Annotated in this window: 14 protein-coding genes; 12 read left to right on the forward strand and 2 right to left on the reverse strand. The window is 65.7% G+C overall.

The window, feature by feature from the left end; genetic code table 11:
• Positions 1 to 154: 154 nt before the first annotated feature.
• The 7 genes from ACOIX3_RS11940 to ACOIX3_RS11970 all read left to right on the forward strand — a co-directional run bounded on the left by ACOIX3_RS11940 (position 155) and on the right by ACOIX3_RS11970 (position 11,587).
• The gene (locus tag ACOIX3_RS11940; protein ID WP_420970019.1) at positions 155 to 2,587 is read left to right on the forward strand and encodes a CaiB/BaiF CoA transferase family protein; all 2,433 of its coding nucleotides are present in this window, start codon (positions 155 to 157) and stop codon (positions 2,585 to 2,587) included.
• Positions 2,587 to 3,663 carry an ABC transporter ATP-binding protein gene (locus tag ACOIX3_RS11945; RefSeq protein WP_420970021.1) on the forward strand — a complete coding sequence of 359 codons (1,077 nt, stop codon included), beginning with the start codon at positions 2,587 to 2,589 and terminating at the stop codon, positions 3,661 to 3,663. Before ACOIX3_RS11940 ends, ACOIX3_RS11945 begins: the two co-directional genes overlap by 1 nt.
• The gene (locus ACOIX3_RS11950) at positions 3,660 to 4,682 is read left to right on the forward strand and encodes an ABC transporter ATP-binding protein (protein WP_420970022.1); all 1,023 of its coding nucleotides are present in this window, start codon (positions 3,660 to 3,662) and stop codon (positions 4,680 to 4,682) included. Before ACOIX3_RS11945 ends, ACOIX3_RS11950 begins: the two co-directional genes overlap by 4 nt.
• Complete coding sequence (locus ACOIX3_RS11955) at positions 4,679 to 6,226, forward strand: ABC transporter substrate-binding protein (protein WP_420970023.1); 1,548 nt, start codon at positions 4,679 to 4,681, stop codon at positions 6,224 to 6,226. Before ACOIX3_RS11950 ends, ACOIX3_RS11955 begins: the two co-directional genes overlap by 4 nt.
• 3 nt (positions 6,227 to 6,229) lie before the next feature.
• Positions 6,230 to 7,186, forward strand: a complete 957-nt coding sequence (locus tag ACOIX3_RS11960) for an ABC transporter permease (RefSeq protein ID WP_420970024.1) — start codon at positions 6,230 to 6,232, stop codon at positions 7,184 to 7,186.
• Positions 7,183 to 8,067, forward strand: a complete 885-nt coding sequence (locus ACOIX3_RS11965) for an ABC transporter permease (RefSeq protein ID WP_420970025.1) — start codon at positions 7,183 to 7,185, stop codon at positions 8,065 to 8,067. The genes ACOIX3_RS11960 and ACOIX3_RS11965 overlap by 4 nt, the downstream gene beginning before the upstream one ends.
• 211 nt (positions 8,068 to 8,278) lie before the next feature.
• The gene (locus tag ACOIX3_RS11970) at positions 8,279 to 11,587 is read left to right on the forward strand and encodes a carboxyl transferase domain-containing protein (RefSeq protein WP_420970027.1); all 3,309 of its coding nucleotides are present in this window, start codon (positions 8,279 to 8,281) and stop codon (positions 11,585 to 11,587) included.
• A gap of 201 nt (positions 11,588 to 11,788) precedes the next feature.
• Here ACOIX3_RS11970 and ACOIX3_RS11975 read toward each other — a convergent pair whose 3' ends face one another.
• Positions 11,789 to 13,423, reverse strand: coding sequence for a flavin-containing monooxygenase (locus tag ACOIX3_RS11975; RefSeq protein ID WP_420970028.1), 1,635 nt, complete (start codon positions 13,421 to 13,423; stop codon positions 11,789 to 11,791).
• 234 nt (positions 13,424 to 13,657) lie between these two features.
• Between ACOIX3_RS11975 and ACOIX3_RS11980 the strand changes: the two genes are divergently transcribed.
• From ACOIX3_RS11980 to ACOIX3_RS11995, 4 genes are all read left to right on the forward strand, one after another.
• A complete protein-coding gene (locus ACOIX3_RS11980; protein WP_420970029.1) occupies positions 13,658 to 14,881 on the forward strand; it encodes a cytochrome P450 in 1,224 nt (407 codons plus the stop codon).
• 117 nt (positions 14,882 to 14,998) lie between these two features.
• Entirely contained in the window at positions 14,999 to 16,600 is a 1,602-nt protein-coding gene (locus ACOIX3_RS11985; protein ID WP_420970030.1) for a GMC family oxidoreductase, read from the forward strand.
• 7 nt (positions 16,601 to 16,607) lie between these two features.
• Positions 16,608 to 17,057: a hypothetical protein gene (locus ACOIX3_RS11990; RefSeq protein ID WP_420970031.1), complete on the forward strand. Its 450-nt coding sequence runs from the start codon at positions 16,608 to 16,610 to the stop codon at positions 17,055 to 17,057.
• Between the two features lie 79 nt (positions 17,058 to 17,136).
• On the forward strand, positions 17,137 to 18,159 hold the full coding sequence (locus ACOIX3_RS11995) for a S1C family serine protease (RefSeq protein WP_420970032.1): 1,023 nt from the start codon (positions 17,137 to 17,139) through the stop codon (positions 18,157 to 18,159).
• Positions 18,160 to 18,580: 421 nt separating this feature from the next.
• Here ACOIX3_RS11995 and ACOIX3_RS12000 read toward each other — a convergent pair whose 3' ends face one another.
• A complete protein-coding gene (locus ACOIX3_RS12000; protein WP_342723360.1) occupies positions 18,581 to 19,378 on the reverse strand; it encodes a helix-turn-helix transcriptional regulator in 798 nt (265 codons plus the stop codon).
• A 516-nt stretch (positions 19,379 to 19,894) separates the two neighbouring features.
• Between ACOIX3_RS12000 and ACOIX3_RS12005 the strand changes: the two genes are divergently transcribed.
• Positions 19,895 to 20,197 (forward strand): hypothetical protein, encoded by a 303-nt coding sequence (locus ACOIX3_RS12005; protein WP_342723359.1) that lies wholly within the window; start codon positions 19,895 to 19,897, stop codon positions 20,195 to 20,197.
• Positions 20,198 to 20,269: the final 72 nt, after the last annotated feature.

A 20,269-nucleotide genomic window follows, 5' to 3' on the forward strand; every position in this document is an offset into this window, starting at 1 on the left:
CGCTTGTTGCAAAGTGCTGCGGCAATCCAGCGAATTCCGTCAAGCGGAAGAAAATTCCACTTGCATCACAATGTCGGCGCGGCTTCAAGTTCACGCAACAAGAAACTGAATCAGCCGATGTCGTCGGCTGGTCATTTTGTCGCGAGGAAGCGTGATGGGCGCGTTGTCGCATCTGCGGATAGTCGAGATCGGAAGTGCGGCAGCGACGAGCTATTGCGCGCGCCTGTTCGCTGATTTCGGCGCCGATGTGCAGAAGATCGAGCCGCCGGCGGGCGATCCGCTTCGCCGCACTGCGCCGCTGACGCCGCAGGGCCACAGCGCGTGGTTTGCGCTTCTGAACTTCAACAAATCGAGCGTCGTGCTCGACCAGAGCGACGCGAGCGCCACCTCGCGCCTGTATGAGTTGATTGCCGGCTGCGATATCCTGCTCGACGGGCGCGGCATCGATGCGGCGAATTGTCCCGGCATCGATCTCGATGCGATCAAGCGGGACAATCCGGGCCTGATCCATCTCGATCTCGCCTGGTTCGGCGACCGCGGTCCCTATGCCAATTTTGTCGCGACCGATTCCACGATCCGCGCGCTCACCGGGCTCGTGAAGCTGGTCGGACCCGAGCAGGGCCCGCCGATGCACGCGCCGGACTTCCAGACCGGGATTCTCGGCGGGCTATGGGGCTTCATCGCAGCCGCCTCGTCGGCGCTCGGCCGCATGCAGGACGGACGCGGACGCGAAAGCCATCTCAGCCTGTTCGAGGCCTCAATCGCCGTCACCGAATACATCATGTTCGAGGCGTTCCAGCGCGGCGACATCATGCGGCGGATCGGCGTCAACCGGTTCTGGCCGACCTTTCCGGTCGGCATCTACGAAACCAAGCAAGGCTGGCTCGGCGTCACCACGGTAACCCCGGCGCAATGGCGCGCGTTCTGCGAGATGCTCGGGCTCACCGATCTGCGCGACGATCCGACATTGGTGATGGGCGTCGACCGGCTGCAACGCGTCGCCGAGATCGAAGGCAAGATCCTGCCGAAGCTGAAGCAGCGCACCGCGCAGGAATGGTTCGCCGAGGGTCTCAAGCGCAAGATCCCGATCGTGCCGGTGCCTGAGATCTCGGATCTCATCGCCGATGAAGAGAAGCGTGCGCGCGGCGCCATCGTCCCGATCACGGTGGGCGACGAGGCCGGCTTCTCCGCCGGCACCATGCAACGATTGACGGGAACGCCGCCGCTCCGCGGTGGCCGGGTGCCTGATATTGGTGAGCAGCAGGCGAGACGCGAGGCCGCGCCGCGTGCGGTAGTGCCGAAGCCTTCTCCGACCAATCGCCTGCCGCTCGAAGGTATCCGCGTCGTCGACTTCTCGATGGGCTGGGCCGGGCCGATCTGCACCCGCACGCTCGCCGATCTCGGCGCTGACGTGATCAAGATCGAGGCGACCCAGTATCCGGACTGGTGGCGCGGCGTCGACCGCCGCCCGGCCTATGTGCTGGAGCAGATGTACGAGAAGTCGGTGCGCTACTGCATCATGAACCGCAACAAGCGCGGCATCACGCTCGATCTGACCCGGCCGAAGGGGCTTGCACTGGCCAAGCGCCTGCTCGCCGATGCCGACCTCGTGGTCGACAATTATTCGGTCGAGGTGCTGCCCAAGCTCGGCCTCGGCTACGAGGTGCTGAGCAAGATCAATCCGAAGCTGGTGATGATGTCGATGTCGGCATTCGGCGCCGGCAGCGTGCACCGCGATTGCCGCGCCTACGGCTCGACCCTGGAGCAGGGCTCCGGCCTGCCCAGTGTGGTCGGCGATGCCGGTGGCCCGCCGGTCATGAGCCACACCGCGTTCGGCGATGCCGTCGGCGGCCTCAACGGCGCGGCCGCAGTGTTGACCGCGCTGATCCACGCAAAACTGACGGGGCAGGGCCAGTTCATCGATCTCGCGCAGATCGAATGCATGATGCCGTTCGCCGCGCCCTGGATCGTGGCGCATTCGATCGACGGTAAGCAGCCTGCGAAATACGGCAACCGCCATCCGGACTTCGTGCCGCATGGCTGCTTTCGCTGCGATGGCGAGGACAACTGGATCGTGGTCGCGGTGTCCGACGACGCGATGTGGCCGAAACTTGCGCGGCTGCTCGGTCGCGAGGACTGGGCAACGGACGCAAAGCTCAAGACCGCCGCGGGCCGCCGCGCCGTCGAGGCCGAGATCGAGGCTGCAATCGAGGCCTGGACCTCTGCACACGATGCCGATGCGGCGATGGCTGCGCTGCAGGCAGTCGGTGTCGCCTCCGGCGTCGCGCGCCTGCCGATCGATCTCCTGCAAGACCCGCAGCTCGACGCCCGCGGCTTCATCCAGCAGGTCGATCGCGCCTTCATCGGCAAGCACCCGCAGCCGTCGATGCCGTTCCGCGAGGGCGATGCGCCGTTTGCGATCCGCTCGGTGCCGCCGACGCTCGGCGAGCACAATCGCGAGATCTTGTCCGGCATGCTTGGCCTCTCCGACGCCGAGCTGGAAGAGCTCACCCGCGAGGGCATCATCGGCACCGAGATGCTGATGGAGGAGCAGCTGGTGAAAGAGAAGAAGCGGGCGGTGGGGTGATGGGAGCAGGGCCGCCGGCACAGCGCAGGACGGAGGTTGCGCACGACGGCGCGCGGCCGCTGCTGTCGGTGCGCGGGCTCGGTATCCGCTTCAAGACCGCGCAAGGCATCTGGCAGGCGACGCGGCGGATCGACTTCGACATCGCGCCCGGCGAGCGCGTCGGCATCGTCGGCGAGAGCGGCTGCGGCAAAACCATCACGGGTCTGTCGATCCTGCGGCTGTTGCCGGGCAATTTTGCCGGCCTCGACGGCAAGATCCTGTTCGACGGCACCGATCTCGCCTCCTGCAGCGCGCGGCAGATTCGCGCGATCCGAGGCAAGCGGATCGCGATGATCTTCCAGGAGCCGATGAGCGCGCTCGATCCGGTCTTCACCGTCGGCCACCAGATTGCCGAGACGCTGCGCGTCCATACCGATGTCAGCTATGAGGAAGCCCGCGCGAAAACGCTGGAGATGCTGCGCCGCGTCGGCATCGCCTCGCCGGAGCGGCGGATCGACGATTATCCGCACCAGCTCTCCGGCGGCATGCGCCAGCGCGTGATGATCGCGGCGAGCCTGATCTGCGGGCCGCAGCTGCTGATTGCCGACGAGCCGACCACGGCACTCGACGTCACCGTGCAGGCGCAGATCCTCGAGCTGCTGCGCGACATCAGCGAGACCTCGAAGACCGCGCTGATGCTGATCACCCATGATCTCGGCGTCGTCGCCGAGACCTGCACGCGGATGATCACGATGTATGCCGGTGAGGTGATCGAGGACGCCACCGTCGACGAAGCGTTGGTGCGGCCGCTGCATCCCTATACGTCCGGCCTCTTGCGCTCGCTGCCGCATTTGAGCCCGCGGCACGGCCGACTGCCGTCGATCCCGGGGCGGGTGCCGTCGATCGCGGAGATGCCGGCCGGCTGCCGCTTCCGCGCCCGTTGCGCGCATGCGGCCAAAGGCTGCGAGGCCGAGCAGAAGCTGCAGGATGCCGGCTGTGGCCGCAAGGTGCGCTGCTGGCGCTTTGCCGAGCTCAATCTGCCGGGCGCGCTGCATCCGCCCGACGCGCCGGCTGCCGCGAAGGTCGCGACGCAATGACCGGAGCATCCACTGAACAGCGCGGCGAACCCATCATCTCGGTGCGCGATCTCCAGGTCCGCTTCCAGACCTCGGACCGCCGCGCCACTGTGAAGGCGGTCGATGGCGTCAATTTCGACGTCCGCCGCGGCGAGACCTTCGGCATCATCGGCGAGTCCGGCTCGGGCAAGACCACGATCGGCCGCGCGCTGGTGTTTCTGCTGAAGCCCAGCGCCGGTGCCATCCTGCATGACGGCATCGACCCAACGGCGCTGCCGCGCCAAAAATTCCAGAGCCATCGCCGCGACTATCAGATCATCTTCCAGGATCCGAACGCGGCGCTGAACCCGCGCATGACGATCCTGGCCTCGGTGCTGGAGCCGCTCGAGCTTGCCCGTGTCGGCAGCCGCACCGAGCGCGAGCGGCAGGCCCGGGAGGCACTGGAGCGCGTCGGCCTGCCGCGGGAGTTCGGCGAGCGCTATCCACACCAGCTGTCCGGCGGCCAGAAGCAGCGCGTCGTGATCGCCCGCGCGCTGACGCTGAAGCCGAAGCTGATCGTCTGCGACGAGGTGGTGGCCGCGCTCGACATGTCGATCCGCGGCGACGTGCTCAACCTGTTTGCCGATCTGCAGCGCGATCTCGGGCTGACCTATGTCTTCATCACCCATGATCTTGCCGTGGTCTCGCATATCAGCGAGCGCGTCGCGGTGATGTATCTCGGCCAGTTCGTCGAGCTCGGGCCGACCGAGGAGGTTGCCGAGCGGCCGCTGCATCCCTACACGATCGCGCTGCTCTCGGCCGAGCCGCGGCCGCTGCCGTCGGCGATGCGCGAGGCGCAGCGGATCGTGCTGCAGGGTGAGGTGCCGAGCCCGATCGATCCGCCGTCCGGCTGCCGCTTCCGCACCCGCTGCCCGCACGCGCAGCCGCTCTGCACCGACCGCGTGCCCGAGTGGCGCGAGCTGAAACCCGATCACTGGGTGGCCTGCCATTTCGCCGACCGCCCGAATTATTTGCCCAACATACCGGAGACGACGCCATGACGATGACGACACGACGTGAAGCCATGGCGCTGATCTCGGGTGCGCTGGCGAGCACCACGCTCGGCGGCAGTGCGTTTGCACAAGGCGCGCCGAAGAAGGGCGGCACCTTGCGGATCTCAGCGCCGGCCAATCCGTCGAGCCTCGACCCGGCAACCGGCGGCGCCGGTTCCGATCACGCGTTCCTGTTCACGATGTACGACACGCTGGTCGAGTGGGATTTCGAGACGCTGAAGCCGAAGCCGGGGCTCGCCGAAAGCTGGAAGTTCACCGATCCGAATACGCTGGTGCTCAATATCCGTGCCGGCGTCACCTTCCACGACGGCACCCCGCTCGATGCCGAAGCCGTCAAGTTCAACCTCGATCGCAACCGGAGCGATGCGAAGTCGAACATCAAGGCGGATCTGCTCTCGGTCGACGCGGTCGAGGTCTCCGGCCCGCAGCAGGTGACCTTGAAGCTGAAGACGCCGGACACGGCGCTGCCCGGCATTCTCTCCGATCGCGCCGGCATGATGGTGTCGCCGACGGCGCTGAAGGCGGCCGAGGGCGGCGTTGTGACGCGCAAGCCGGTCGGCGCCGGCGCCTATGCTTTCGTCAGCTGGGCCGACGGCGAGAAGATCGTGGTCAAGCGCAACGAGAAGTACTGGAAGCCGGACCGGCCCTGTCCCGACGGCATCGAGTTCTCGATCATTCCCGAGCTCACCACCGGCGCCCGCTCGGTCACCGCCGGGCAGAACGATCTGATCTATCAATTGCCGCCGCGGCAGAAGGCGATCATCGAGCGCGCCTCGAGTGTCAAGGTGGTGAACGGCCCGACGCTCTATGTGTTCCAGATCTTCCTGAATTGGGCCAAGCCGCCGTTCGACAACGTCAAGGTCCGCCAGGCGCTGAACTTTGCGATCGACCGCGAGTCCTTCGCCAAGGCCGCGCTCGCGGGCCTTGCCGAGCCGGCCTACATGAACCTGCCGAAGTCGCACTGGGCCTATGATGCCGAGGTGGCCAAGCTCTATCCCTACGATCCCGACAAGGCCCGCAAGCTGCTCGCCGAGGCGGGCTTCAAGGAGGGCACCCCGATCGAGATCGGCGGTTACACCGACCAGGATTCGGTGCAGCGTGAGGAGATCCTGATCGAGCAATTGCGCAAGGCGGGCATCAACGTGCGTTTTGTCAACGGCACGGTCGCGGAAGCCTCTGCTGCCTTCTTCGGTCCAGAGAAGAAGGGCGCCGGATTGCTCTCGGCCTGGACCGGACGCCCCGACCCGAGCCTGACCTATTCGCTGATGTTCACCAAGGACGCCTATTACAATGGCGGCCGCGCGCCCGTGCCGCCCGAGCTCGAGGCCGCGATCAAGGACTCGCGCGCGTCTGAAGATATCGAGGTCAGGCGCAAGGCGTTCGCCACCGTGCAGCGGCTGGTGATGGAGAACGCCCTCGTCGTGCCGCTGGCGTTCCAGTTCGAGCTGGTCGCCATGAACAAGAAGGTGCAGGGCTATCGGCCCAATCTCCTCGGCAAGCCGAAATACGACGACGTCTGGCTCGAAGGCTGAACCATGGCACGACGGTCACCAGTCAAGGTCATCGGCAGCCGCCTGGTGCAGGCGCTGCCCGTGATCCTGCTCGCGACCTTCATGGTGTTTGCGCTGCTCAAGCTGGTGCCCGGCGACATCGCCGTGACCCTGGCGGGCGACAACGCGACCGACGCGCGGATCACCGAGATCAGAAAGATCTACGGCCTCGACCGGCCGTTCCTGGTGCAATATGGCGCCTGGCTCGGCCATGTCGCGCAGGGCGATCTCTCGCAATCGCTTTTGACCGGCGAGAAGGTCGCGGTCTCGATCGGCCGCGCCTTCCCGAATACGCTTTTGATCGTCGTGATCGCGCTGGTGCTGGCGCTGGTCACCGGCATTCCGATGGGCGTGATGGCCGCGATCAAGCCGAACGGCTGGGTCGACAAGCTGATCAGCATGATCGCCTCGCTCGGCGTCGCGGTGCCCGGCTTCTGGCTCGCGATGATTTTGGTGGCAGAGTTCTCGCTGAAGCTGAACTGGCTGCCGGCGACCGGCGCAAAATCCTTCAGCGTCTCGCCGATCGATGCGATCCGGCACGCGCTGCTGCCGGCCATCGCGATCGCGGCCTATGGCATGGCCGAGGTCGCGCGCCAGCTGCGCGGCGCGTTGCTGGAGGTGCTGTCGTCGCAATATGTCCGCACGCTGCATGCCAAGGGGCTGTCGATGTCCCGCATCCTCTGGCAGCACGGCCTGAAGAATGTCGGCGTCAATCTGCTCACCATCATCAGCCTGCTGGTCAACCGCATGCTGGCGGCGACTGTCGTGATCGAGGCGGTGTTCGCCATTCCCGGCCTCGGCAGCCTGATCGTGCGTGGTGCGATCCAGCGCGATTTCCCGATCGTGCAGGGTGTGGTCTTCACCATGGTGGTCGTCGTCATCGCAGTGAATTTGATCACCGATCTGCTGTGTGCCGCGGTCGATCCGAGGATCGAGCAATGACCGACACGGCGCTCGCTCCGCTCAAGATGCCCGCAAAGCCGACCCGGCTTCGCCGTTTCCTGCGCTGGCTGGCCGGCGATCTGCGCGCTGCGCTGTCGATCCTGGTGCTGGCGGTGCTGGTTGTCGTGGCAATCGGCGCGCCCTGGATCGCGCCCTACGCGCCGACCGCGCAGGACGTCAACAACATGCTCGCGCCGCCGGGTCCGCTGCATCTGCTCGGCACCGACGACCTCGGCCGCGACATCTTCTCCCGCCTGATCTACGGTGCACCGGCCACCGTCTATGCCAGCCTGCTCGCGGTCGGCGTCGCGGTTCTGATCGGGCTGCCGGTCGGCCTCGTCGCCGGCTATTTCGGCGGCTGGATCGACGACATCATCAGCCGCATCATCGACACCTTCCTGTCGTTCCCCGCCATCGTGCTGGCGATCGCGGTCACCGGCGCGCTGGGCATCGGGCTCACCAACGGCATGATCGCGATCGGCATCACGATGTTTCCGGCGCTGGCGCGCATCGTCCGCGCCCGCACGCTGATCGTGCGGCAGGAGCTCTATGTCGATGCGTCGAGGGGCTTTGGCGCGCCGACCTGGCATGTGCTGTGGCGCCACGTGCTGCCGAACACGCTGCAGCCGGTCATCGTGCAGGTGACGCTGCTGCTCGCCGCGGCGCTCCTGGCCGAGGCCAGCCTGTCGTTCCTCGGCCTCGGCATCCAGCCGCCGGACCCGAGCTGGGGCGCCATGCTGGCGCGCGCCTATCAGTATATGGAGATCGCCCCGGAGCAGATGTATGCGCCGGGCCTTGCCATTCTCGTCGTCTCCCTGGCGTTCAATGCGCTGGGAGAATCCTTGCGTGTTGTGCTCGATCCGACCATGAAGGATCGCTAGGCGTGCAGATGTTTACGGGTTGCTGCGCTCCCTTCACCTCGCCCCGCTTGCGGGGAGAGGTCGAAATTTGCGCGCAGCGCGAATTTCGGGTGAGGGGGACTCTCCGCCAGCTCGCTTGCGGAGACTCCCCCTCACCCGAAGCCTACGCTTCGCTTCGGCTTCGACCTCTCCCCGCAAGCGGGGCGAGGTAAGCAAACTCACGGAACCGCCCATGTCGTTCAAGAAATTGCTGATTGCCAACCGCGGTGAGATCGCGATCCGCATTGCCCGCGCCGCCGCCGAGAGCGGCATCGCGACGGTCGCGATCTATCCCGCCGACGATGCCGCCTCGCTGCATGTACGATCCGCCGACGCGAGCCATGAGATCCCCGGCCGCGGAGCGCGGGCGTATCTGGACATCGAGGCCGTGATCGCGGCGGCCAAGGCCACGGGCTGTGACGCGTTGCATCCGGGCTATGGCTTCCTCAGCGAGAACACGCAGCTGGCGCGGCGCTGCGCCGAGGAGAAGATCACCTTCGTCGGCCCGTCGCCGGAGGCACTCGACCTGTTCGGCGACAAGGCCAAGGCAAAGGCGCTGGCGAAAAAGTGCGGCGTGCCAATCATTGCCGGTACCTCGGGCGCAACGCCGTTGGACGAGGCAAAAGCCTTCTTCACCTCGCTCGGCGCCAATGCCGCCGTGATGATCAAGGCGATCGCTGGCGGCGGCGGGCGCGGCATGCGGGTGGTCGAGGACCTAGCGAAGCTGGATGAGGCCTATGCGCGCTGCCAGTCGGAGGCCAAGGCGGCGTTCGGCAATGACGCTGTTTATGTCGAGCGGTTGATCCGCAAGGCGCGCCACATCGAGGTGCAGATCATCGGCGATCGCCATGGCGCGATCAGCCATCTCTGGGAGCGCGAATGCACCATCCAGCGCCGCAATCAGAAACTGATCGAGGTGGCGCCGAGCCCGTCGCTGAGCGACGGCTTGCGTGCGCGCATCATCGAGGCGGCAAAGCAGCTCGCCTCCGCCGCGCGCTACGACAATCTCGGCACTTTCGAATTCCTGGTGGATGACGAGGCAGAGGAAAGCAAGGGCGAGGGCGCCTTCGCCTTCATCGAGGCCAATCCGCGGCTGCAGGTCGAGCACACCGTCACCGAGGCGGTGCTTGGCATCGACCTCGTGCGGTCGCAGCTTGCGGTCGCCGCCGGTGCCACGCTGGCTTCGCTCGGGCTGGCGCAATCGGCGGTGCCGCTGCCGCGCGGCTATGCGATGCAGCTCCGCGTCAACATGGAGGTGATGGACGAGAAGGGTGTGACGAAGCCGACCGGGGGCACGCTCAGCGTGTTCGACCTGCCGTCGGGCCCCGGCGTTCGCGTCGATACGTTCGGCTATTCCGGCTACCGGACCAGCGCCGCGTTCGACTCGCTGCTCGCAAAGGTCATCGTGCACTCGCCGAGCCCGAAATGGACCGACGTGGTGCACAAGGCGTCGCGTACCTTGCGCGAATTCCGCATCGGCGGGGTCGCCACCAACATCCCGTTCCTCGGCGCGATCCTGGCGCATCAGAGCTTTGGGCGGAACAAGATCAGCACCAACTTCATCGATACCCACGTGGCAGCGCTGGTCGGCGCCGCGAAGGAGCATGCAGCGCCGCTGCTCGAGGTGAGCGAGGCGGCCGCCACCAAAGCTGTCGCCATCGAGGCGGCGCCCGAGGGATCGCTGCCGGTGCCGGCACCATTGCAGGGTACGATCGTCGCGATCGAGGTCGCGGAAGGCGATCTGGTCCGTCCCGGTCAGCAGATCGCGGTGCTGGAATCAATGAAGATGGAGCATCTCGTCACCGCGCCGTATGGCGGCCGGGTGACGAAGATCGCGGGTGGTCCCGGCGTCACGCTGATGCATGGCGAGCCGATCCTGTTCCTCGAGCCCGCCGAGGTCGACGGCCATCATGCGGCGGAAGAGGCTGCGATCGATCTCGATCACATCCGTCCCGATTTGGGCGAACTGATCGCGCGCAAGGCGATCACGCTGGACGAGAACCGCCCGGCCTCGGTGGAGCGCCGCCGCAAGACCAACCAGCGCACCGCGCGCGAGAACATCGCCCAACTGGTCGATGAGGGCTCGTTCGTCGAATACGGCTCGCTCGCGATCGCGGCACAGCGCCGCCGCCGCAAGGTCGAAGACCTCATCAAGAACACGCCGGCCGACGGCCTGATCGCGGGCGTCGCCACCGTCAACGCGAAAGACTTCGGTCCCGAAGGCGCGCGCTGCATGGTGATCTCCTACGACTACACCGTGCTCGCCGGCACGCAAGGGCACATGAACCACAAGAAGATCGACCGCATGCTCGGCCTCGCCGAGCAGTGGCGCATGCCGCTGGTGTTCTATGCCGAGGGCGGCGGCGGCCGTCCCGGCGATACCGACCGGCTCGGCATGACCGGCCTCGACGGCCCGTCCTTCGTGCAGTTCGCAAAACTCTCCGGCCTCGTGCCTGTGGTCGGCGTGGTCTCGGGCTATTGCTTCGCCGGCAACGCCGCGATGCTCGGCGTCTGCGACGTCATCATCGCGACGAAAAACGCCTCGATCGGCATGGGCGGTCCGGCGATGATCGAGGGTGGCGGGCTCGGCGTCTATCATCCCGCCGAGGTCGGCCCTGTTACGTTCCAGGCGCCGAACGGCGTGATCGACATCCTGGTCGAGGACGAGGAAGAGGCGACCGCGGTCGCGCAGAAGTATCTGTCCTATTTCCAGGGCGCGGTGGCGGACTGGAAGGCGCCGGACCAGCGGCTGCTGCGCCGTGCGATCCCGGAAAATCGTCTGCGGGTGTATGACATCCGCAGCGTGATCGACCTGATGGCCGACGAGGGCTCGGTGCTGGAGATCCGGCGCGATTTCGGCGTCGGCATGATCACGGCCTTCATCCGCATCGAGGGCAAGCCGTTCGGCCTGATCGCCAACAATCCGAAGCATCTCGGCGGCGCGATCGATGCCGCAGCCGGCGACAAGGCCGCGCGCTTCATGCAGCTGTGCGATGCCTTCGACATCCCGATCGTCTCGCTGTGCGACACGCCGGGCTTCATGGTCGGGCCCGAGGCCGAGAAGACCGCGATCGTGCGCCATGTCGCGCGGATGTTCGTCACCGGCGCCAGCATCACGGTGCCGCTGTTCGGCGTCGTGCTGCGCAAGGGCTATGGCTTAGGAGCTCAATCGATGATCGGCGGCGGCTTCCACGCCTCGTTCTTCACGGTGGCATGGCCGACCGGCGAGTTCGGCGGCATGGGCCTGGAGGGCTATGTCCGCCTCGGCTTCCGCAAGGAGATGGAGGCGATCGAAGACCCGGTCGAGCGCGAGAAGTATTTCCAGACCAAGGTCGCCGAGCTCTACGCCAACGGCAAGGCAGTCTCGATCGCCTCGGTGCTCGAGATCGACGAGGTGATCGACCCCGCCGACACCAGGCACTGGATCATGGCCGGCCTCCGCTCGGTGCCGAAGCCCGAGCCGCGCACGCACCGCAAGCGCCCGTGCATTGATGCGTGGTGAGGCTGCGTAGGGTGGGTTAGCGAAGCGTGCATCAAACTCTGTGTCGTCCCGGCGAAAGCCGGGACCCATAACCACCGATGCTCATTGTTGTACCGTGCTGGGGCCACAGCCTCCTTCAACAACCCAACCCTGTGGTTATGGGTCCCGGCTTTCGCCGGGACGACGGCGGTGGGTGTGGCTCGCGTTTCGCCTCAATACGCGTCACCCCAGCCGCAACTCCGCATACCCTTGCGCCGCCACCTCATCGCACCGCGCGCGATACGCCGGCGCGCTGCCGCTGTAGCGGGCGACGATGCGGGTCTGCTTGCCCTCGACGTTGCGGTTGATGCCGGTCATCCAGGAATCGACCTCGTTGGACAAAAGCCCGACACCGAGCGCCTTGACGTGATCGGTCCAGCCGGCGGTGCCCTCGGGCGTGGCGTCGAGAAAGGTCAGGCCTTTCTCTTGTGCGAAGCGGAGCAGGCCGGTGACCCAGTCGACGCTGTATTCGATGCTGCGCGGGATGTTGCCGAGCGCGGTGTGCGGGCCCATCAGCATCATCATGTTGGGGAAGCCGTCGACCATCAATCCGAGATAGGTTTCCGGGCCGTGCGTCCATTTCTCCTTCAGCCGCGCGCCATGCGCGCCACGGAAATCGATCTTGTCAAAACTGCCGGTGATGGCGTCGAAGCCGGTGGCGTAGATGATGATGTCGAAGGCGTAGTCCTTGTCGCTGGTGCGGATACCCTCACGCGTGATCTTTTCGATCGGCGTCGCCTTCAAGTCGACGAGCTCCACATTGTCGCGGTTGTAGACCTCGTAATAGAAGGTCTCGAGCGGCAGCCGCCGCGTGCCGAAGCCGTGGTTCGTCGGGATCAGCTTCTCGGCCACCGCCTGGTTCTTCACGCGCTCACGGATCTTGCGCGCGACGAAGTCGCTGATCGTCGCATTCGCCTTGCGGTCGATCAGGATGTCCCTGAAGTTGCCCTGCCAGATGCCGAAGCCGCGTTCGCCATAGAGTTTTTCGTAAAACGCCTCGCGCTCGGCGTCGCTCACCTCGAACGCGCCGCGCGGATCTGGCGTATGCACGAAGCAGGCGAAGGTCTCCTTGCAGCGCGCAAAGATCTCGGGATAGCCGGCCTTGATCTTGTCCTGGGTCTCCGCGTCGATCTTGCCGTTGTGCAGCGGTGCCGCCCAGTTGGCGGTGCGCTGGAACACGGTGAGGTGGCCGACTTCGCCGGCGATGGTCTGGATGGTCTGGATGCCGGTCGCGCCGGTGCCGATCACGGCGACGCGCTTGCCGGCGAAATCCACTTTCTGTTTCGGCCAGCGCGCGGTGTGAAAGGATTGCCCCTTGAAGTCGTCGCGGCCTTCGACGCGCGGCAGGGTCGGCGTCGACAAGGGACCGATCGCGGTGATCAGGAAGCGGCAGCTGTGGCGCGCGCCGCTTTGCAGCGTGACCTGCCAGCTTCGCGCGTCGTCCTGGTAGATCGCAGATGTGACGTGGCTTTCGAACTGGATGTCGCGACGCAGATCGAACTTGTCGGCGACGTAGTTACAGTAGCGCAAGGTCTCGGGCTGGCCGGCGAAATGCTCCGACCATTCCCATTCCTGCAGCAGCTCCTTCGAGAACGAGTAGCCGTAGGAATAGCTTTCGGAATCGAAGCGCGCGCCGGGATACCGGTTCCAGTACCAGGTGCCGCCGACGCCGGTGCCGGCCTCGAACACGCGCGCCGAGAGGCCGAGCTCGCGCAGCCGGTAGAGCTGGTACATGCCGGACAGGCCGGCACCGATGATGATGACGTCGTAGTCCAGCGCAGCCGACTGCGGGCTGTTGTCCTGGCGCAATGCGGCCACCTGTCGTCGCTCCCTGATGGGTTGATTGCCCGCAAGGCTAACCGGTCTCGTGGCTGCCGACAAACATCGAGCAGCGGGGCAGCCATCGGGATTTGCCGGGTGCGCCGGCCTCTCCGCATTCCGTGCGGCGGACGGTTCGTTCCGCGGCTTTACTCCGCCGCGGGATTTCCTCTATCGTCGGCCCGACAAGACGATCGCCCGCCAAGCGGCGACGGAACCAATGGGAGTGAAGCGATGGGAGAGGCGCTGCGCAGGCCGACGTCAACAGACGTCAGCAACCCCCGGCTTTATCAGGACGACACCTGGCGGCCGCTGTTCGCACAGCTCCGCCGCGACGATCCCGTGCATTATTGCGAGGCCTCGGCCTACGGTCCGTACTGGTCGGTGACACGCTACGACGACATCTTTGCGGTCGAGCTGGACCACCAGAACTATTCCTCGGCCTCCGAGCTCGGCGGTATCCAGGTCGCTGACCAACCGAAGGGGCAGGAGCGGCCGAGCTTCATCCGCATGGACCCGCCCGGCCACACCGCGCAGCGCCGCACGGTCGCGCCGATCGTGGCGCCGTCGAACCTCGCCAATTTCGATGCGCTCATCCGTAAACGCACCTCGGCCGTGCTCGACGCGCTGCCGCGCAACGAGACCTTCGACTGGGCGGAGCGGGTCTCGGTCGACCTCACCAACATGATGTTGGCGACGCTGTTCGATTTTCCCGCGGAAGACCGCGCCAAGCTGACCTGGTGGTCGGATGTCGCAATCGCCAACATCGAGTCCCCCGACGCGGTGGTGCATTCGGAGGCTGAACGCACCGCCGAGCTGATCAAGATGGGAGAATATTTCCGCAAGCTTTGGGACGCGCGGGTCGACGCGCCGCCGACCTTCGATTTGATCTCGATGCTGGCGCATTCGGAGGCGACGCGGAATCTGGAGCCGCGCGAGTTCATCGGCACGATTGGGCTTTTGATCGTCGGCGGCAACGACACCACGCGCAACTCGATGTCGGCAGGCCTGATGGCGCTGTGCGAGAACCCCGGGCAGTTCGAGCTGGTCCGCGGGAGGCCGGAGCTGATCCCGAACCTGGTGTCCGAAACCATCCGCTACCACACGCCGGTGCTGCACATGCGCCGCACCGCGCGCAACGATGTCGAGCTTGCGGGCCGCCGGATCAAAAAGGGCGACAAGGTCGTGATGTGGTACATCTCCGGCAACCGCGACGAGGACAAGATCGAGCGCGCCGATGAATTCATCATCGACCGCGCCAAGCCGCGCCAGCATCTCGCCTTCGGCGCCGGCATCCACCGCTGCGTCGGCGACCGCCTCGCCGAGCAGCAATTGCGCATCCTCTGGGAGGAGGTGTTGGCGCGCGATCTGCGTTTTGAGCTGATGGGCCCGCCGCAAAGGCTCTATTCCAATTTCATCCGCGGTATACGAAGCTTGCCGGTGAGAATCGTGAATTGAGCCAGCCCACGCCGTCATTGCGAGGAGCGAAGCGACGAAGCAATCCACCTCGCAACGCGGGAAGGATGGATTGCTTCGCTTCGCTCGCAATGACGGGAGAATCGCCAGGAAACAAGAATGAAGAACGATCCCGTTGACGTCCTGATCATCGGCGCCGGCGCCTCCGGCGCTGCGATAGCCTGGAGCCTCGCCGACACCAAGATGCATATCCTCTGCCTCGACCAGGGCGGCTGGATGAACCCTGCCGAATATCCGAGCACCGGCCGCGACTGGGAGGCGAAATTCTACGGCGAGTGGGCGACCAGCCCGAATGTCCGCAAGCGGCCCGAGGACTACCCGATCAATGACGACAATTCGCCGATCAAGGTCGTCAATTTCAACGCCGTCGGCGGCTCGACCGTGATGTACACCGCGCACTGGCCGCGGCTGCATCCGTCCGACTTCAAGGTCAAGACGCTCGACGGCGTCGCCGACGACTGGCCGATCGATTACGACGCGCTGACGCCGTTCTTCGAGGAGAACGATCGCATGATGGGCGTCTCGGGCCTGTCGGGCGATCCGCTGTCGCCGCTCAGCCATCCGCCGATGCCGCAGCAGCCGCTCGGGCTGTCAGGCCCGCTGATCGGCAAGGCCATGAACGAGCTCGGCTGGCACTGGTGGCCGTCGGACACCACGGTCGCGACGATGGATTACGAGGGCAGGGCGCGCTGCATCAATCTCGGCCATTGCACGCCGGCCTGCGCGCAGGGCGCCAAGGCCTCGACCGATATCACCTACTGGCCGCACGCGATCCGCGCCGGGGTCGAGCTCAAGACGCATTGCCGGGTGCGCGAGATCCTGACCAACGAGCACGGCATGGCCTCCGGCGTCGTCTATTACGACAAGGATGGCGCCGAGCAATTCCAGCCGGCCGAGGTCGTCATCATCGCCTGCAACGGCGTCGGCACGCCGCGGCTTCTGCTCAATTCGGTGTCGGGGAAATTCCCGAACGGCCTCGCCAATTCATCCGGCCTGGTCGGCAAGAACCTGATGTTTCACCCCTACGCGCAGGTCTACGGCTACGTGAAGGAGCCGACCGACAGCAACCGCGCGCCGCCGACCTGCCTGTGGAGCAAGGAGTTCTACGACACCGACCTGTCGCGCGGCTTCGTCCGCGGCTACGGCATCCAGTTCGGCCGCGGCGCCGGCCCGGTGTTCGAGGCGGTCGCGAGCGAGCAGAAGGGCATCCTGCCCTGGGGTGGGGATCATCACCGCGTGTTCCGCAAGCTCAACGGTCATCGTCTCGCGGTGTCGGCGATCTGCGAGGATCTGCCGGAGGAGCATAACCGCGTCACGCTCGATCCGGTCCTGAAGGACAGCCACGGCATCCCGGCGCCGAAGATCGACTACACGATCAGCCCGAACAGCCGGAAGATGATGGATCACGGCCTGGCGCGGGGGAGGGAGATTCTCGAGGCCGCCGGCGCCACCGACATCTGCATCAACGATCCGATCCCCTGGGGCGGTTGGCATCTGCTCGGCACCGCGCGGATGGGGACCGATCCCGCGCGCTCGGTGGTCAACGAATGGGGCCGCTCGCACGACGTGAAGAACCTGTTCATCGTCGACGGCAGCATCTTCGTCACCTCGGGTGGCGTGAACCCGACCTCCACCATCCAGGCCCTTGCGCTCTACATCGCCGACCAGATGAAGCAGCGCCTCGCCAATTTGTTCGACTGAGACCGACATGTCCGATGCAAAACAACTGACCGCAGCCCAGCGCGCCGATCTGCGCACTGTCGCCGCGATGATCGTGCCCGAAAGCGCCGAGTACAAGGTGCCGGGGGCGGATGATGCCGCGATCCAGGCCGACATGCTCGCAACGCTGGGCCGCGATACGGCGCTGGTTGCGCAGGCGCTGGATCATCTGGCGCAGCTTGCCGGCAAGCCGCTCGCCGAGCTCGACGATGCCAGGCGCGATGCGGTAGCGCAGGAGTTTCGTAGCCGTGGCGGCGCTGCCGCGGCGACGCTCGTTCGCGTCGTGCTGCAATGCTACTACCGCGACGACCGCGTGCTGCGCTCGCTCGGGCTCGAGCCGCGCGCGCCGTTCCCGAAGGGCCACGTGCTTCCGGACGGCGACTGGTCGCTGCTCGATCCGGTCAAGGCGCGCGGCGGCACGTTGCGGCGGGCACCCTAGTCGATCGGGCAGGTGCGGGCGTAACCACTTGCGGCGGCGGGAGCCGGTCACCATTTGAGGAGACCAAAGGACTCTCGCCATGCTGGATTTTACCTCAGTTGCCGCCGCTGACACGCCGTCATCGCGGGCGGCTGATGCTGCTCAAACAGATGACCGGGCGTTGCTGGACGCCTATTCCAATGCCGTGATCGACGTCACCGACCGCGTCGGTCCCGCCGTGGTCCGGGTCGAAACCGGACCCAAGGTGCGCAATGCGCGCGAGCGCGGCGGGCTCGGCTCGGGCATCGTGATCTCGCCCGACGGGTTCGTGCTGACCAACAGCCATGTGGTCGGATCGTCGAGGGAGATCCGCCTGCGCGACACCGAGGGATTTGACACCGATGCCCATGTGCTCGGCGTCGATCCCGACACCGATCTGGCGCTGCTGCGGGCCGACGGCGCGCGCGATCTGGCCTATGCTTCGCTCGGCAACTCCAAGACCTTGCGGCGCGGCCAGCTCGTGGTCGCGATCGGCAATCCGCTCGGCTTTGAATCGACGGTGACCGCCGGCGTGGTATCGGCGCTCGGCCGCTCGATCCGCTCGGTCAGCGGGCGCACCATCGAGGACGTGATCCAGACCGATGCCGCGCTCAATCCCGGCAATTCCGGTGGGCCGCTGGTGTCGTCGAAAGGCGAGGTGATCGGCATCAACACCGCGATCATCAACGGCGCGCAGGGCATCTGCTTTGCGGTCGCCAGCAACACCGCGCAGTTCGTGCTGTCGGAGATCATCCGCCACGGCTATGTCCGCCGCGCCTATATCGGCGTCGCCGGGCAAACCGCGCCGGTGCCGCGGCGGCATGCGGTGCTCGCCGGCGTCGAGAACAAGATGGGTGCGCTCCTGATGCAGATCGAGCCGGACAGTCCGGCCGCGCGCGCCAGCCTGTTGCCCGGCGACGTCGTGATCAGGCTCGACGGCATCGAGATCCACGGTGTCGACGACCTGATCCGCGCGCTCGATCACAGCCGGATCGACCGGACCCTGTCGATGGACGTGCTCCGCCTCGGTCGCCTGCGCGCGATCGAGATCCACCCGATCGAGCGGAAGCCTGCGAAGCAGTGATCCTGGGCCCATCCGCGCGCGAGATGCACCCTCTCCCCTCATGTCCGCCGTAGCCTTGGCGAAGGCGGATGTGGGAGAGGGTCGCTTCGCGCGGCGAAGCGGGGTGAGGGGTCTGCCTCCGCGATCTCATCTGTGGAGAGAACCCCTCATCCGGCGCTTCGCGCCACAAGGGGAGAAGGGCTGCGGCAATGCTACTCCGTCCGACGCGTGCCGCAGGCAGCCGCGTGGAAATTCTTTCCGACCGCCTGGGTGGTGGTGCTCTTGCAAAAATGTCGGGTCTTGGAGGCGAAGCGGAAATCTTGCGCTCATCGTGAGCTTCGCCGGTTGTGACCCTTAGCTGACGTTCGGGAGGCTGGGTATACAGCGATGGATGCCATCCTAAAACTCAAAGGCGTCATCGCCGGACTGCGGCTTCAGTTCGTTATCGCAGCTTGCCAAGCCAGAGCGCAGAGAGCGACGGGCGGTTGCGCACGCCGAACTTGGCGTAGATCGATTTGACGTGGAAATGCGTGGTGTTCGGACTTTGGTCGAGCTTCTGCGCGATCCGGCTTTCGGTGTCCCCGTCGAGCAGGGCGAGCAACACGCGGCGTTCAGCGGGTGTGAGGGGCGCGTTGGCGATGAGCAGCCCGTGGCTGAGCAATTGTTCTCGGTGAAACCATCTCAAGGCGCGCATGACGAAGCCCAGACGCTGGCCGTCCTGCGCCGTAAAGCGGGGCGCCTGCGCATCGCGAAACACGAACAGACGAATCCTCACGTCGTCATTGAGCGCAATGCGCACGGAGATGCTGTCGGCGAAGCCGACGTCCAGATAGTGCCGCCGATAGTGCTTGCCCTCGAACCATTCCGGCGGCAGCGCTTCGAACAGCAGGCGGACGCGGAACGGCTCATCGCCCGACATAGAAAGGATCTGAGACAGGTCGACGTCGTCGGACCAGAGCGTATCGTACTGCTTCTGCACCGACGCCGCCACCGCCGGTATCGGGTCCAGCACCCTGACGAGGCGCGGACGCCAGCCGAGCAAGGGATCCGCCCGCTTCGGCGAAGGCAATCGCACGACGGCACCCCATAGCACATTGCGTGCCGACAACATAGTACGCAGCGCGGACAGCAGGTGTATCAGCGCGGCGTCACCGTCGACGACAGAGAACTCGGCCAGCTGATCCCAGAGTGCATAGACTTCTTGATTTTGCGGATCGGTGGGGTCGGTCGAGAGATGCATGTCATTCCCAACCTGTGCAGGAAGCCGAGCCGGCGCGGGCAAACATAAAGCACAGCGAACCACCTTTCTAGGTAGTTCTCAGAAGCCTCGCGTGGCGCCATATTCGGCACGGGTGCTGGGAAGACAGATCCTCTCCCGTAACGTCGTCGGGAGAACAACGATGCGCACAACAACGGGCGCGCGCCGGCTTGAGAAGCCCGGGGGCGACCAGACGGAGAGGCGACGGCGTCCCGTCTCTTTCATCGTCCTAGCATGCACATTTCTGATTGCCTTCGCAGCTTTCGCGCAGCAGCGACCGGCCAAGGTATCGATCCGCCCGACCGGTCCGATGCCGGGCGTCAGCGCTCCCTGACTGATCCCTTTGCATTCCGGCTTCACAACGGCCATCAGCCAAGAGATCGCATTGACCAAACAGGACGATCAAGTTCTCGACTGGGGTGAAGCTGCCCACGACAAGGTCAAGAGGTCATCACGCGATCTCTTTCGTCTTTTGCCGCTCGATGGAGGAAGTCAGCGATGACGCACACGGCATTTTCTGAGGCGGCGAATGCGCCCCAGGCGAAGTCCCAAATGGGCATCTCCGACACTATTCTCCCCACAAGGGATTTTCATCTGCGCGGCTTGGCGCCCCTCGCGCTGTTCGTCACCTGGTACCAACGCGCCCGCTTCAGGGCGGAGCTTCTTGCCGACCTCAGGCACAAAGCCGAATACCTCAAAGACATCGGAATTTGCCGGCACGAGGCGACGTCCGAAGCCGCCCGATTCTTCTGGGAGCCGGTCTTGCTCAGGCGCAGCCTTTCGAACCCGCCGCTCCCGTAACCGAACCGGGCGAACGCCGCCGCAGCGGCCCAACAAGGACGAAAGCTTTGGGCCACCATAGAGCGGACGCCG

It is taken from the genome of Bradyrhizobium sp. B120, assembly GCF_049075665.1.
In the GTDB taxonomy this organism is placed as follows: domain Bacteria; phylum Pseudomonadota; class Alphaproteobacteria; order Rhizobiales; family Xanthobacteraceae; genus Bradyrhizobium.

What these genes read in the sequence shown, in the direction of transcription:
- ACOIX3_RS11950 (WP_420970022.1), top strand. Translation starts at nt 3,660, where the DNA reads ATGACCGGAGCATCCACTGAACAGCGCGGCGAACCCATCATCTCGGTG.
- ACOIX3_RS12005 (WP_342723359.1), top strand. Translation starts at nt 19,895, where the DNA reads ATGACGCACACGGCATTTTCTGAGGCGGCGAATGCGCCCCAGGCGAAG.
- ACOIX3_RS11985 (WP_420970030.1), top strand. Translation starts at nt 14,999, where the DNA reads ATGAAGAACGATCCCGTTGACGTCCTGATCATCGGCGCCGGCGCCTCC.
- ACOIX3_RS11965 (WP_420970025.1), top strand. Translation starts at nt 7,183, where the DNA reads ATGACCGACACGGCGCTCGCTCCGCTCAAGATGCCCGCAAAGCCGACC.
- ACOIX3_RS11940 (WP_420970019.1), top strand. Translation starts at nt 155, where the DNA reads ATGGGCGCGTTGTCGCATCTGCGGATAGTCGAGATCGGAAGTGCGGCA.
- ACOIX3_RS11955 (WP_420970023.1), top strand. Translation starts at nt 4,679, where the DNA reads ATGACGATGACGACACGACGTGAAGCCATGGCGCTGATCTCGGGTGCG.
- ACOIX3_RS11995 (WP_420970032.1), top strand. Translation starts at nt 17,137, where the DNA reads ATGCTGGATTTTACCTCAGTTGCCGCCGCTGACACGCCGTCATCGCGG.
- ACOIX3_RS11960 (WP_420970024.1), top strand. Translation starts at nt 6,230, where the DNA reads ATGGCACGACGGTCACCAGTCAAGGTCATCGGCAGCCGCCTGGTGCAG.
- ACOIX3_RS11970 (WP_420970027.1), top strand. Translation starts at nt 8,279, where the DNA reads ATGTCGTTCAAGAAATTGCTGATTGCCAACCGCGGTGAGATCGCGATC.
- ACOIX3_RS12000 (WP_342723360.1), bottom strand. Translation starts at nt 19,378, where the DNA reads ATGCATCTCTCGACCGACCCCACCGATCCGCAAAATCAAGAAGTCTAT.
- ACOIX3_RS11990 (WP_420970031.1), top strand. Translation starts at nt 16,608, where the DNA reads ATGTCCGATGCAAAACAACTGACCGCAGCCCAGCGCGCCGATCTGCGC.
- ACOIX3_RS11980 (WP_420970029.1), top strand. Translation starts at nt 13,658, where the DNA reads ATGGGAGAGGCGCTGCGCAGGCCGACGTCAACAGACGTCAGCAACCCC.
- ACOIX3_RS11945 (WP_420970021.1), top strand. Translation starts at nt 2,587, where the DNA reads ATGGGAGCAGGGCCGCCGGCACAGCGCAGGACGGAGGTTGCGCACGAC.